Genomic DNA, 13,037 nt, shown 5'->3' on the forward strand with positions numbered 1-13,037 from the left:
CGGCTATTCCCGGCGCAGCGTCAATTGGTGAAAAGGGCGGGAATCTTGGCGACCAGCTGGTAGACGCCATACATGAACGGCACCCCCACCCACAACCAGCTTGCGATCGCGTTGGCCACGCTCGATCGCTGAGTCATCAGCCGACCTCCTCGGGAATCGCCGCCGCCCGCACGGTTGTATTAGCTTTGGGTGCAACCGAATTGGGCGGAAGCGGCGTACGGATCAATTCGTTGCAAACCAATCCGATCAGCAACAGTCCGAGCATGATCGCGAATGACCATCGATAACGGGCGGGCCCAACGACGCCGGCGGCAATCCGGTTGTCGGCTATCGCGTTGACGATAACCGGCCCGAAGACTCCCGCGGTCGACCAGGCGGTCAACAACCTGCCGTGGATGGCGCCGACCTCCTGGTAGCCGAACAGGTCGCGCAGATAGGCCGGCGCGGTCGAGAAGCCGGCGCCATAGAACGACAACAACACGATGCACACCAGCAGGAACAGCGGCTTGCTGGCGTTGTGCGCGAGGATCAGGACCAGATAGAGCACCGCGCCGACACCGAGGTAGAGCCGATAGGAGTTCTTGCGCCCGACCGCATCCGAAGCCGAGGACCACAGGATGCGCCCCATCGAATTCGCCAGCGACAGCATCGCCACGAATCCCGCCGCGGCCGCCGTCACCGCCGCCGGAGAGGTCGCGCGCGGGAAGTAGTCGCGGTAGATGGGCGCCGCCCGCTCCAGGATGCCGATTCCCGCGGTGACGTTGAAGCAGAGCACCACCCACAGCAGCCAGAATTGCGGGGTCTTGATCGCCTCGTCGGCCGTGCGGTCGGGACCCGCGACGCGGCGCGCCTTGGGCGCGGCCCGGGCGACCGGCGGCGCGAAATCCACTGCGGGCAGCCGAATCAGGAGGATTCCCGCGGACATGAACACCGCGTACACCAGCCCCATCACCGCGAACGTCGCGGCCAGCCCCTGTCGATCGATGCCGAACCACTTCATCAACTGCGACGACCACGGCGAGGCGATGAGTGCGCCACCGCCGAATCCCATGATCGCGAATCCCGTGGCCATGCCCGGCCGGTCGGGAAACCACTTCATCAGCGTCGAAACCGGTGAGATGTAACCGATTCCGAGACCGATCCCGCCGATCACCCCGTAACCCACGATGATGAGCCACATCTGGCCGATCTCGGCGGCCAACGCCGAGACCAACAATCCCCCGCAAAAACACGAAGCCGCGATGCACATCGCCCAACGCGGGCCCCTGCGGTCGACCGCGGTGCCGAAGACGGCCGCCGACAGCCCCAGCATGACGATGCCCAGAGTGAACGGCATGGCACTGAGAAGTCCTGAGGCTCCGAGGGTTTCGTGTAGCGGAAGCTTGAACACGCTCCAGGAGTAGACGCTGCCTATAGCGAGGTGTATCGAAAGCGCGGCGGGAGGAACCAGCCATCGGCTCCAGCCTGGGCTGGCGACGATTCGTTCGCGCGACAAGAACCCGGCAGAGCGTCGTTGCGGCACAGCGCAATTCTGTCCGAGGGTCGCGGGATTTACTCACCGAGCGGGGCATTGACAACACGCATTGCCACCGAAGTGGCGTGGCGGCAGCCAATTTCGGATGCGTGCGTCTGCGGCTCCGTGTCATCTGATAGTGATTGCCCTCACATATCGCTCCCGCCGGCGTCGCGTTGATCTAGCATCGACCGATGCGGGATTACGACGGCAAGACGGCGGCCGAACGCGTCGCCGAACGCCGCGCGCGGTTGATCGACGCCGGCATCGAGCTGTTCGGCGAGCACGGCTACGCGGGCACCTCGATCCGGGCGGTACTGCGTCAGTCCGGCCTGCGCGATCGCTACTTCGGGGAGAGCTTCCCGGATTTGGACTCGCTGCTGGCCGCCGTCTACGACCAGCTGGTCGCGGACGAGATCGCGGGCAGCCGCGCCGCCATCGAAGCCTCGAAGGGCGGGACCGACGGCGCGCGCGCCATGATCGACGCGATCAGCCGCGAGCTGGAGGGCAACCCCGGCCGAGGCCGCATCAAGCTGCGCGAAGTCATCAGCGGCGGCCCGCTGGCGCGGAACAGTAGGCAAGCGGGCCTGGCCCAACTCGCCCAGCTTGTCGCCGATCTGCTGCCCGCGACGCCGAAGGTGAGCGACCGGGACAGGCACATGTTCGGGCTCGGCGTCGTCGCCGCGGCCGACGCCTATTTGCTCGAGTGGCTCAACGGGGAGTCCGGGCTGTCCCGGCAGGACGTCGTCGAGCTGGTGGCCGCGCTCTTCGATTCGATCGCGTGCCGCCTCGGCGCGAAGACGCCCGCGCGTTAACTCGGCGTTATGTCGGGAGTTTGCTCTGATACTGCGGGCAGTACGCCGCAGTCGCGGCACCGATGATGGTTCCGGTGCCGTTGTCGCTCAGCCCGAGCGCCTTGCGCACGTCGGTGACGGTCTGGTCGAGCGTATTGCCGCCGGCCCAGTCCTGGCACACCGCGTGGCCGACCGTGATCATCTTCGAATCCGCGCCATTGTCCCAGCTAATGCCACCTTGCGTCAGCGCGTGCAGGTAAGCGTCATCCATGACATCGGCGCTCGCCATCGGGGCGGCGGCCAGGCAAAGGCCCCCCAGTGCGGCCACCACGGTGCCGGTCAACCGTGCCGTGCTCTTCATTGTTGACTCCTCGATATGGGGATTACGTTCCTCGCGGAGCGAATCGTTGCTGACGCGCATTTGCGGCGTTCACTGGACACTGTCGCATACGCGGGGGTCGGGCGCCTGACATTGCCGAAATGCCCGCACCGGGCGGGGAGCCGGCCGTTCTGTCTGCCTGGCAGTTGCCACCCGGTCACGTCGCGGATACCTGTTCATGGCACGGTGCGCCTGTGGCAGGCGAAGCGCGGACCCATCCCCCACGCCTCATCGACCGCTTTCATCAGTGGTGTGAGGCCGTCGTCGCCCGGCTACCGTTCGGGCTGGCGTCGGTCGTCGCGCCGACGTTTCTCGGCTTCTGCTTGATCAACGGCTTCACGTTCAGCGTCGACCTGGCGATCCTCACCGGCCTGCACAGCGGCCTCGGTGTAGCGGTGCCGATCGCCGTCACGGTCGCCTATGCGTGCGCGTTCACGCTCAGCTACGCGCTCAACCGCACCTTCAACTTTCAGTCCCACGCGCCGGTCGGGCCACAGCTCGCGATCTATGTGGTGGTGGTGATCGTCAACTACCTGGCCTTCATCCTTGGGGTGTCCACCGGGCTGGCGGCCCTGGGCGTGCAGTACCAGCTGTCGCGCCTGGCGGCGGCGATCTGCGAGGCCGTGTACATGTACTCCGCGATGCGGTGGTTGGTCTTCCGCCGATGATCCTCGGTGTTAGCGTCATCGGCGTGACCCTCAAAGACATCGCCCTAACCACCCTCGACGGCAAGCCGACCACGCTGGCCGAATTGTCCGACGGCGCAACGCTTGTCGTCAACGTAGCCTCCAAATGCGGGCTGACCCCGCAGTACACCGCGCTGGAGAAGCTGGCCAAGGATTACGGCGGCCGCGGCCTGACGGTCGTCGGCGTCCCGTGCAACCAGTTCATGGGCCAGGAGCCGGGCAGCGCCGACGAGATCCAGGAATTCTGCTCGACGACCTACGGCGTGACGTTCCCGCTGCTGGCCAAGACCGACGTCAACGGCGACGACCGCCACCCGCTGTACGCCGAGCTGACCAAGGCCAACGATGCCGACGGCCAGGGCGGCGACATCCAGTGGAACTTCGAGAAATTCCTGATCGGGCCCGGCGGTGAGGTGGCGAATCGCTTCCGGCCCCGCACCGAGCCCGACGCCCCCGAGGTGATCAGCGCGATCGAGGCCGTGCTGCCTTAGTCCTTGGAGTCCTTGGACTTGTCGTCGTCGGAGTCCTCGTCGTCGGAGTCCTTGGCCTTATCGTCGTCGGAGTCCTCGTCGTCGGAGTCCTCGTCGTCAGAGTCGTCGTCAGAGTCGTCGTCGTCAGACTCGCCGTCGGACTTGGCGGACTTGGACTTCTCGCCGTCGGAGTCCTCGTCGTCGGAGTCCTCGTCATCCTCGTCGGACTCCCCAGCCTGCTCGGCTTTGTCGGCGTACTTCGTCAGGAGCCCGGCGAGCTGGCGAGCCTCTTCCGGTTCCAACGAGTCTTCGAATAGCGACTTGTCGTCCTCAGAGATGCGCTCGACGTAGACCGCACCACCCTCGACACCGACATCCCACCGGCCGCCTTCGTAACCACCCATGACCCCGCCTTCCGATTAGACCTGATTCCCAGCACTACGGCGTCGGTTACCCGCTTCTCAGCACGGCACAACGCCCGGGCGAGATGCGGACGGCATGAAAACGGCCCCCGGAGAATCTCCGGGGGCCGTCCCGCTAGTAGCGGGGACAGGATTCGAACCTGCGACCTCTGGGTTATGAGCCCAGCGAGCTACCGAGCTGCTCCACCCCGCGTTGGTAAATGAGAGGTTACCGAACCGGTGTCGAGCCAACCAAATCGCGGGCTAAGTAGGCGCAACGGGCCAGCTCAGTGGGTGGGCGGCCGCAGCCCATACCGCTGCGCGATGTCGTCCATCCACGCCGGCGAGCCGTAGGTGATGCCGTACTTGGTCGCCAACTCACCGAACTCCGGCAGCTCGTGCAGCGGCTTGCCGGCCGAGTCGGCCGCGTGCTCGTCGAGCAGCTCCCCCAGCTCGCGGAAGTAGTGCTCGAATCCGCCGGGGGTGATGATCTCGATGATGCGGCCGGGCACGCTGCCGGCGTTCCACATCGCGTGCATCTGGCCGCGCGGCTTGGTGATGTAACCGCCGGGGCCGAGCACCACCTCGCTGTCGTCGGACCGGAAGCCGATCTCGCCGGCCAGCACGTACGAGTGCTCGTCCTCGCGGGTATGGCGGTGCGCGGCGGAGATGAAGCCGACCTCGAACGGATGCTCGACGATGGACACCTCGCCGTTGTTGTTCTTGCCGGATAGCTTGAACGTCGCGCCGAAGCCCGGAATGGCTGCGTAGTCACCCTCCCCGGGCTGCACGACCGAAACCCCGATGTTGGCCATTGACGCTCCTTCCTATGCGCTCACTGCGTCCTGTGGTGGCCACAGCGGCTGCGGCACCTCGAGACCGAACGGCTTGCCCCAGTGGTTTCGGGACGAAACCTCTTGCACGGGATGGCGATTGGCTGCCACGCCCCAGTTGCCCAACGGGTAACCGAGCGTCAGCATCGCCGACATCTTCCAGCCTTCCTCGACCGGCACACCGAGCAACCCGTTCACCTCGTCCTCGAAATTGCGCAGCACCATCGTCATGACCCCGCCGACACCCTCGGCACGCGCGGCGAGCAACGCGCTCCAGATCGCCGGGTAGATGTTGGCGCCGCCGAGGTCGTCGATCGCGAAGACGAAGAGCAGCAGCGGGATTTCCTCGAAATGGTCGGCCAGGTAATCGCCCGAGCCCTTCATCCGCCGCATCGTCGCGACATGCGCGGCGGCGTCGGCACCGGGCGCCGTCGCCACCATCGGTCCGGTCCCCGTTTGGAACTTCTCGTACTCCAGCGCGCGGGCCCGCCGGAACAGTTGAGCGAACGCAGCGATGAGCTCCGGATCGTCGACCGCTAGGAAGTGCCAGCGTTGCGTGTTGCCCCCGTTGGGGGCGCGCACGGCCGCGTCGAGGATGCGGGCCTGCGTCTCGAGCGGGACCGGATCCGGCCGCAGCCGCCGCATCATCCTGGTGGTGTAAAGGCCTTCGTAGATGTCCATTTCGCCGTTCCGTCCCGCTACTCGGGCCAGGTGTTGCGCAGGATGATGTCGACGAAGTTGTCGCGGTCGAACGTCGGGTCGAAGTGCTGCAGCACGTCGGCGTTGACGGTGCCGAAGGTGCTGTGCGGGCGGTGCTTCATGCCGTCGTTGAACGCCGTCAGGATGCGCTGCTTGAAATCCGGCCGCGGGTGGGCGGCGGTTACGGCCGCAAGGGCCTCCGGGGCAAGGTCGTCGCGGCCGATGCCGAGCACGTCGGTCTCGACACCCGCGGTGACCAAGGCGATTTCGGGTGCGAGGAAGTCCGGTATGCCGGGGGTGGTGTGTAACGCGATGCCCAACCACACCTTGTCAGCATCGGCCTGTTCGACGCCGTGGTCCAGCAGGAATTCGCGGGCCAGGTTGGCGCTGTCCACTTCGAAGCGCAGGTTCGAGGTGCGGTAGCGCTCGGTCAGGCCCATGTCGTGGAACATCGCGCCGGCGTACAGCAGCTCCAGGTCGGGCTCGATTCCGCGACGGCGGCCCTGCAGCGCACCGAACAGGAACACGCGGCGCGAGTGGTCGAACAGCAGATCGTCCTCGGCGCCGCGAATGAACTCGGTGATGTCGCGCACCAGCGCGGTGTCCGGGATGACGACGTCGGCGATGGTGTCCATCAACTGAATATCCATGATCTTGGTCTCCTTGGTTAGGCGGTCTGGAGAGTCAGTTTGCCGACGCGCAGGCGATTCGACCTTCGGCGTTCGAGCCGTCCTGTCCACAGAAAGCGACACAATGGCTGGGTGGCGCAAAGTTCGCGGGTGGTGGTGATCGTCGTCTTCGACGGGGTGACGCTGTTAGACGTCGCGGGGGCGGGTGAGGTCTTCGTCGAGGCCAACCGGTTCGGCGCCGACTACCGGCTGAAGATCGCGTCGCTGGACGGCGACGACGTGACCTCGTCGATCGGGACCCGGCTGGGCGTCACCGACAGCATCTCGTCGATCGAATCCGCGGATACCGTGCTGGTCGCCGGCAGCGACGACCTGCCGGGCCGGCCGATCGACCCCGCGCTCGTGGAGGCCGTCAGGGCGATGTCGGCGCGGACCCGGCGGATGGGGTCCATCTGCACCGGGTCGTTCGTCCTCGCCCAAGCTGGGCTGCTCAGCGGCCGGCGCGCCACCACGCACTGGCACGATGCCCGGCGGCTGGGCCGGGCCTTCCGCGACATCACCGTCGAGCCGGACGCGATCTTCGTCCGCGACGGCGACGTGTTCACCTCGGCCGGTATCTCGTCGGGCATCGACCTGGCGCTCGCGCTCGTCGAAATGGACTACGGCAGCGCGCTGGTCCGCGACGTGGCCCGCTGGCTGGTCGTCTATCTCAAACGCGCCGGCGGCCAATCGCAATTCTCGGTGTTGGTCGAGGCCGACCCGCCGCCACAGTCGCCGCTGCGCGCGGTCACCGACGCGATCGCGGCCGACCCCGCCGGCGACCACAGCGTGAAAAGGCTTGCGGCCCGGGCATCTTTGAGCACCCGTCAGCTGACCCGGCTGTTTCAGTCCGAGCTGGGTATGAGCCCGGCCCGCTACGTCGAATTGGTCCGCATCGACTTCGCCCGCGGCGCACTGGAATCCGGCCGGTCGGTCACCGAGACCGCGGGCATGGCCGGCTTCGGCAGCACCGAGACGCTGCGACGGGTGTTCGTCAACCACCTGGGCATCAGCCCGAAGGCCTACCGGGGCAGGTTCCAAACCGCCTACGCGTGACGGCTACTTCGTGTTGTTGTACTTGGTGATGGCGTCGTCGAGGCGTTGCAGCGCCGCGCCGTAGCCCGCGAAATCGCCCTTCTTCTGCGCGTCCTTCGCGGCGCCGAGCGCGCTCTGAATCTCCTGCAGCGCAGCGGCTTTCGCCGGCGACAACGTCGTCGCACCGTCCGGGGCGGGCGGTACCGCAGCCGGCGGAGGCGAGCCAGGCGGCGGTGGCGTGCCCTGCGGCGCGGGCGGGCTCTGCGGAGCACCACCGCCATCGGTGGGAACGATCCCCGTCGCGGCCGCACCCGCACCGGGCCCGAACAGACCCGTCAGTGCATCACCCACGGTGGGCCCGTAGCCGATCTTGTCGTTGTACATCATCGCCACGCGGATCAGCCGCGGGTACGACGACGCGGCGTCGCTGGCGCCCGGGGAGGCATAGACCGGCTCGACATAAAGCAGCCCGCCCTGAGCCACCGGCAGCGTGAGCAGGTTGCCCCAACGTATTCGGTTCTGGTTGTCGCGCCCGATCACACCGAGGTCCTGCGAGACCGCCGGGTCGGTGGTGATCGCGTTATTGGCCAGCTTCGGTCCGTTGACCTGACCCGGAATGGTCAGCACGGTGATCCTGCCGTACGTCGAGGGATCGGAACTGGCGCTGATGTAGGCGGCCAGATAGTCACGCTTGAACCTGTTCATCGCGCTCGTCAGCTGGTACGACGACGAATTATCGTTCTTCGCAATGTTTTTCGCGACGATGTAGTACGGCGGCTGATAGCTGCTGGCGGTCGGGTTCGGGTCCAGCGGCACGTCCCAGAAGTCAGACGTGGAGAAGAACGTCACCGGGTCGTTGACGTGGTACTTGGCCAGCAGCATGCGCTGCACCTTGAACAGGTCCTCGGGGTAGCGCAGGTGCTCGGCGAGCTCGGGGGTGATGTCGCTCTTGGGCTTGACCGTCCCCGGGAACACCTGCATCCAGGCCTTGAGCACCGGGTCCTGTTCATCCTGCGCGTAAAGCGACACGGTGCCGTCGTAGGCATCGACGGTGGCCTTCACCGAGTTCCGGATGTAGGACACCTGCTTGTCCGGGCCCAGGTGGTTGAACGCCACCTCGGTGGAGTCCGCGGTGGCCGACTCCAGTGACGTCAGTTCGGAATACGGGTAGTTGTCCAGCGTGGTGTAGCCGTCCACGATCCACACCAGCCGCTTGTTCACGATCGCCGGGTACACCGAGCTGTCGGTCGTCAGCCACGGCGCGACCGCCTCCACCCGCGCCGCCGGATCGCGGTTGAACAGGATCTTGCTGTTCGAGCCAATCACGCTGGAGAACAAGAAGTTTCGCTCGGCGAACTTGGCCGCGAACACGCTGCGCGACAGCCAGTCGCCGATCGGGACTCCGCCCATCCCGGTGTAGGTGTAGTTCTTGGTCTCGGTGTTGGTCTCGTAGTCGTATTCGCGGTCGGCACCGTTCTTGCCGACGATCGCGTAGTCGGCCGCCGTATTGGAGATGACTGGACCGAAGTAGATGCGCGGCTGGTCCAGCGGCGCGGGCCCGTCGGATACCACGCCGCCGTTGGCTCCGACGACGTTGACCATGAACTCCGGGTAGCCACCGTTTTGGGTGGGGTCGTTGGCGATGCCGCGCACCGTGTTGGCCGGCGAGGCGATGAATCCGTTGCCGTGGGTGTAGACGGTGTGCCGGTTGATCCAGTCGCGCTGGTTGTCAATCAGCCTGTCCGGGTTGAGTTCCCGGGCCGCCACGACGTAGTCGCGCAGTGCGCCGTTGCGGTCCAGGTAGCGGTCGATGGACAGCTGGTCGGGAAAGTAGTAGAAGTTCTTGCCCTGCTGGAACTGGGTGAACGCCGGGCTGATGATCGTGGGGTCGAGCAGCCGGATGTTCGACGTGGTGGCGCGGTCGGCCGCGACCTGCTGGGCGTTGGCCGGGCTGTCGCCGCTGTAGTTGCGGTACGTCACCTGATCCGCCGTCAGGCCGTAGGCCTGCCGGGTCGCGGCGATGCTGCGGCCGATGTATTCGCTTTCCTTTTGGGCGGCGTTGGGTCGGACGCTGATCTGCTCGACGACCAACGGCCAGCCGGCGCCGACGATCAGCGACGACAGCAGCAACAGCACCAGCCCGATGGCCGGGATCCGCAAGTCGCGGAACATGACCGCGGAGAACACCGCGGCAGCGCAGATCAGCGCGATCGCCGCCAGGATCAGCTTCGCCGGCAGCACGGCGTTGATGTCGGTGTAGCCCGCGCCGGTGAACGGCTTACCGCCGCGCGTGTGCGACAACAGCTCGTAGCGGTCCAGCCAATACGCGACGGCCTTGAGCACCACCAGCGTTCCGATCAGGCTGACCAGCTGGATGCGGGCCGATCGGCTCAGCGCGCCGGTGCGCCCGGACAGCCGAATGCCACCAAAGATGTAATGCGACAACAGGTTCGCGATGAAGGCCAGGAACACCGCGACAAAGATGTAGCTGAGCACCAGCCGGTAGAAGGGCAGCTCGAACGCGTAGAAGCCGAGGTCCTTGCCGAACTGCGGATCCCGGATGCCGAAGTTGCCGCCGTGCAGGAACAGCTGGATCCGCACCCAATAGCTCTGCGCGATGATGCCGGCCAGCAGGCCGATGGCCACCGGGACCCCGATTCCCACCGTCCGCAGCCGCGACACCACGACGCTGCGATACCGCGCCACCGGGTCGTTGTCGTTGCTCGGGACGAACACCGGGCGGGTGCGATAGGCGATCGCCAGGCCGGCGAACACGATGCCGCCGACCAGCAGGCCGGCGACGAAAAACACGACGATCCGGGTGACGAGCACGGTGGTGAACACCGAGCGGTAGCCGAGCTCGCCGAACCACAGCCAGTCGACGTATGCGTCGACCAGTCGCGGCCCCGCGAGCAGCAAAGCGATCACACCCAGTGCGATCAAGATCAGAATCCGACTCCGGCGAGTCAGCTTCGGCATCCGTGCGGTGGGCCGCATCCCCACTGGCTACGCTCCCTGGTCAAGGTGGCTGGCGTCGATTCAGTTTATTGGCGCGGACACAACTCTACGCATCGCCGCACGGCGATTGCGGGCTAGCAGCTCGGTGGCTGACCTCCCGAGGTGACCGCGTGCAACGCGTCCACCGCTCCGCTGAGGTTGTCGACCTTCACCAGGCGCAGGCCGGACGGATTGTCCGAGCTGGCCTCATAGCAATTCTTGGCGGGCACCAGGAACACCGTGGCCCCGGCGGCGTGGGCGGCGGCCATCTTGTGGGTGATGCCGCCGATCTGTCCGACCTTGCCGTCCGACGTGATGGTGCCGGTCCCGGCGACGAACGTCGATCCGGCCAGCCCGCCGGTGGTGAGCTTGTCGACGACGGCCAGGCTGAACATCAGTCCCGCCGACGGGCCGCCGACGTTGGCGAGATTGAAGTCGACGACGAACGGCGCCCAGGGCGCGTCGAGCACCGCGACTCCCATGAAGCCGTAGTCGCGATCCTTGTTGGTGCCCAGTGTGATCTGGGCGACGCCGGCCGGCTCGTTCTTGCGGCGGTAGTCGATCGTCACCACCTGCCCGGGCTTGGTGTTCTTCAGGTATCCGGTGAACTGCTCGACGTTGACGACGGGATCGCCGTCGACCGCGTCGATGGCGTCGCCGTCCTTGAGCTTGCCCGCCGACGGGCCGGGATCGGTGACCGAGGCGACCGTCACCGCGGGCGCGTACTTCAGGTATCCCAGTGCGGCATAGGCGGCGCTGTCCTCGGAGTTCTTGAAGTCGGCGCTGTTGGCCTTGTCCACGTCGTCACGCGACTTGCCGGGCGGGTAGATGAGGTCGCGCGGGACCAGCTGTTCCTGCCCGGACAACCACAGCGTCAAGGCCTCGCCCAGGCTCAGGTCGTCGCGCTGGGACACCGTCGTCATGTTGAGGTGGCCGGTGGTCGGGTGGGTCTGGGTGCCCTGAATCGCGACGACTTCTTTGCCGTCGACCTCACCGAGGGTGTCGAACGTCGGACCGGGGCCCAGCGAGACGAACGGCACCGTCACCACGGCGAGCAGCACGCCGAAGACCAGGATCGGCACCAGCGCGACCATCAGGGTCAGAATCCGCCTGTTCACGCCGATTACCCTAACCGGACGCCGATCGGGCTCGTTCAGCTACAAGCAGGACCCGAGGTCGCGCTTTCCATTCCTGCGGTGGGTACCGTTGTGGTTATGCCTGACCTGCCTTTCGGCTTCTCCCATGGAGAAGACCCTGACCGCGACAAGCACGGGAAAGATCCCGAGTCCGGCTCGGGCGCATCCAACCCGTTCGGAATGGGCGGCGATTTCGGCGTGGGCGACCTCGGGCAGATCTTCACGCAGCTGGGTCAGATGTTTTCCAACGCAGGCACGATGACCTCCGGGGACCAGACGTCCGGGCCGGTCAACTACGAGTTGGCCCGGCAGGTGGCGTCCAGCTCGATCGGCTTCGTCGCGCCGATCCCGGCGACCACGAGTTCGGCGATCGCCGACGCGGTGCACCTGGCCGACACCTGGCTGGACGGCGCCACCGCGCTGCCCGCCGGCGCCGCCAAGGCCGTGGGCTGGAGCCCCAGCGACTGGGTCGACAACACGCTGGAGACCTGGAAGCGGCTGTGCGACCCGATGGCCAGCCAGATCTCGACGGTGTGGGCCTCGTCGCTGCCCGAAGAGGCCAAGAGCATGGCCGGCCCGCTGCTGGCGATGATGTCGCAGATGGGCGGCATGGCGTTCGGCTCGCAGCTGGGCCAGGCGCTCGGCCGGCTGTCCCGCGAGGTGCTGACCTCCACCGACATCGGTCTGCCGCTGGGCCCCAAGGGCGTGGCCGCGATCATGCCGGACGCCGTCGAATCGTTCGCCTCCGGACTCGAGCAGCCGCGCAGCGAGATCCTGACCTTCCTGGCCGCGCGCGAGGCCGCCCACCACCGGCTGTTCAGCCACGTGCCCTGGTTATCCAGCCAGCTGCTGGGCGCCGTCGAGGCCTACGCCATGGGCATGAAGATCGACATGAGCGGCATCGAGGAACTGGCCCGCGACTTCAACCCCGCGACCCTGTCGGACCCCGCGGCCATCGAAAACCTGCTCGGGCAGGGCGTTTTCGAGCCGCAGGCCACGCCCGCGCAGACGCAGGCGCTGGAACGGCTCGAGACGCTGCTCGCCCTGATCGAGGGCTGGGTGCAGATCGTGGTCACCGAGGCCCTCGGCGACCGGATACCGGGTGCGGCCGCCCTGGGCGAGACGTTGCGCCGGCGCCGGGCCAGCGGCGGGCCGGCCGAGCAGACGTTCGCGACGCTGGTCGGGCTGGAGCTGCGGCCACGCAAGCTGCGCGAGGCCGCCGCCCTGTGGCAGCGGCTGACCGAGGCCGCCGGCGTGGACGCCCGCGACGCCATCTGGCAGCACCCCGACCTGTTGCCGGGCGCCGACGATCTCGACGAGCCGGCCGGCTTCATCGACCGCGTCATCGGCGGCGACACCAGCGGGATCGACGAGGCCATCGCCCGGCTGGAGCAGGAGGACCCGGGCGCCGAAGGCCCCGCGTAAC

14 protein-coding genes and 1 tRNA gene are annotated in these 13,037 nt (G+C 66.8%); 5 read left to right on the plus strand and 10 right to left on the minus strand.

Annotated features, from left to right (window positions below; genetic code table 11):
- Nucleotides 1-20: 20 nt before the first annotated feature.
- Together MRAB57_RS29560 and MRAB57_RS01320 are read right to left on the minus strand one after the other, a co-directional pair.
- A complete protein-coding gene (locus MRAB57_RS29560; RefSeq protein ID WP_425436654.1) occupies nt 21-137 on the minus strand; it encodes an MFS transporter small subunit in 117 nt (38 codons plus the stop codon).
- A complete protein-coding gene (locus MRAB57_RS01320; RefSeq protein WP_077085953.1) occupies nt 137-1,522 on the minus strand; it encodes an OFA family MFS transporter in 1,386 nt (461 codons plus the stop codon). Before MRAB57_RS01320 ends, MRAB57_RS29560 begins: the two co-directional genes overlap by 1 nt.
- A gap of 185 nt (nt 1,523-1,707) precedes the next feature.
- On the opposite strand from MRAB57_RS01320, the gene MRAB57_RS01325 reads away from it, so the two are divergent.
- Nucleotides 1,708-2,328, plus strand: a complete 621-nt coding sequence (locus MRAB57_RS01325; RefSeq protein WP_077085954.1) for a TetR/AcrR family transcriptional regulator — start codon at nt 1,708-1,710, stop codon at nt 2,326-2,328.
- A gap of 7 nt (nt 2,329-2,335) precedes the next feature.
- Here the strand turns inward: MRAB57_RS01325 and MRAB57_RS01330 are convergent, their stop codons facing one another.
- On the minus strand, nt 2,336-2,668 hold the full coding sequence (locus MRAB57_RS01330) for a DUF732 domain-containing protein (protein WP_077085955.1): 333 nt from the start codon (nt 2,666-2,668) through the stop codon (nt 2,336-2,338).
- Between the two features lie 212 nt (nt 2,669-2,880).
- Here MRAB57_RS01330 and MRAB57_RS01335 point away from each other — a divergent pair, with 212 nt between their 5' ends.
- Together MRAB57_RS01335 and MRAB57_RS01340 are read left to right on the plus strand one after the other, a co-directional pair.
- On the plus strand, nt 2,881-3,354 hold the full coding sequence (locus MRAB57_RS01335) for a GtrA family protein (protein ID WP_077085956.1): 474 nt from the start codon (nt 2,881-2,883) through the stop codon (nt 3,352-3,354).
- Nucleotides 3,355-3,377: 23 nt separating this feature from the next.
- Nucleotides 3,378-3,863: a glutathione peroxidase gene (locus tag MRAB57_RS01340; RefSeq protein ID WP_077090318.1), complete on the plus strand. Its 486-nt coding sequence runs from the start codon at nt 3,378-3,380 to the stop codon at nt 3,861-3,863.
- Here the strand turns inward: MRAB57_RS01340 and MRAB57_RS01345 are convergent.
- The 5 genes from MRAB57_RS01345 to MRAB57_RS01365 all read right to left on the minus strand — a co-directional run bounded on the left by MRAB57_RS01345 (nt 3,860) and on the right by MRAB57_RS01365 (nt 6,425).
- Nucleotides 3,860-4,246, minus strand: coding sequence for a hypothetical protein (locus MRAB57_RS01345; RefSeq protein WP_077085957.1), 387 nt, complete (start codon nt 4,244-4,246; stop codon nt 3,860-3,862). The two genes, MRAB57_RS01340 and MRAB57_RS01345, sit on opposite strands and share 4 nt — an antisense overlap.
- Before the next feature lie 137 nt (nt 4,247-4,383).
- Nucleotides 4,384-4,457 (minus strand) — tRNA-Met (locus MRAB57_RS01350).
- Between the two features lie 73 nt (nt 4,458-4,530).
- Complete coding sequence (locus tag MRAB57_RS01355; RefSeq protein WP_077085958.1) at nt 4,531-5,058, minus strand: cupin domain-containing protein; 528 nt, start codon at nt 5,056-5,058, stop codon at nt 4,531-4,533.
- A 12-nt stretch (nt 5,059-5,070) separates the two neighbouring features.
- Nucleotides 5,071-5,757, minus strand: a complete 687-nt coding sequence (locus MRAB57_RS01360) for a nitroreductase family protein (protein ID WP_077085959.1) — start codon at nt 5,755-5,757, stop codon at nt 5,071-5,073.
- 17 nt (nt 5,758-5,774) lie between these two features.
- Nucleotides 5,775-6,425, minus strand: coding sequence for an HD domain-containing protein (locus tag MRAB57_RS01365; RefSeq protein WP_077085960.1), 651 nt, complete (start codon nt 6,423-6,425; stop codon nt 5,775-5,777).
- Between the two features lie 129 nt (nt 6,426-6,554).
- On the opposite strand from MRAB57_RS01365, the gene MRAB57_RS01370 reads away from it, so the two are divergent.
- Nucleotides 6,555-7,499: a GlxA family transcriptional regulator gene (locus tag MRAB57_RS01370; RefSeq protein ID WP_077090319.1), complete on the plus strand. Its 945-nt coding sequence runs from the start codon at nt 6,555-6,557 to the stop codon at nt 7,497-7,499.
- Nucleotides 7,500-7,502: 3 nt separating this feature from the next.
- On the opposite strand, the gene MRAB57_RS01375 is transcribed toward MRAB57_RS01370, so the two are convergent.
- Both MRAB57_RS01375 and MRAB57_RS01380 read right to left on the minus strand, forming a co-directional pair.
- On the minus strand, nt 7,503-10,481 hold the full coding sequence (locus MRAB57_RS01375; RefSeq protein ID WP_077085961.1) for a UPF0182 family protein: 2,979 nt from the start codon (nt 10,479-10,481) through the stop codon (nt 7,503-7,505).
- 89 nt (nt 10,482-10,570) lie between these two features.
- Nucleotides 10,571-11,593, minus strand: coding sequence for a YlbL family protein (locus MRAB57_RS01380; protein WP_077085962.1), 1,023 nt, complete (start codon nt 11,591-11,593; stop codon nt 10,571-10,573).
- A 78-nt stretch (nt 11,594-11,671) separates the two neighbouring features.
- Between MRAB57_RS01380 and MRAB57_RS01385 the strand changes: the two genes are divergently transcribed.
- Nucleotides 11,672-13,036 carry a zinc-dependent metalloprotease gene (locus MRAB57_RS01385; RefSeq protein ID WP_173813887.1) on the plus strand — a complete coding sequence of 455 codons (1,365 nt, stop codon included), beginning with the start codon at nt 11,672-11,674 and terminating at the stop codon, nt 13,034-13,036.
- Nucleotide 13,037: the final 1 nt, after the last annotated feature.

The sequence above is a fragment of the Mycobacterium rhizamassiliense genome, from assembly GCF_900157375.1.
Lineage (GTDB): Bacteria > Actinomycetota > Actinomycetes > Mycobacteriales > Mycobacteriaceae > Mycobacterium > Mycobacterium rhizamassiliense.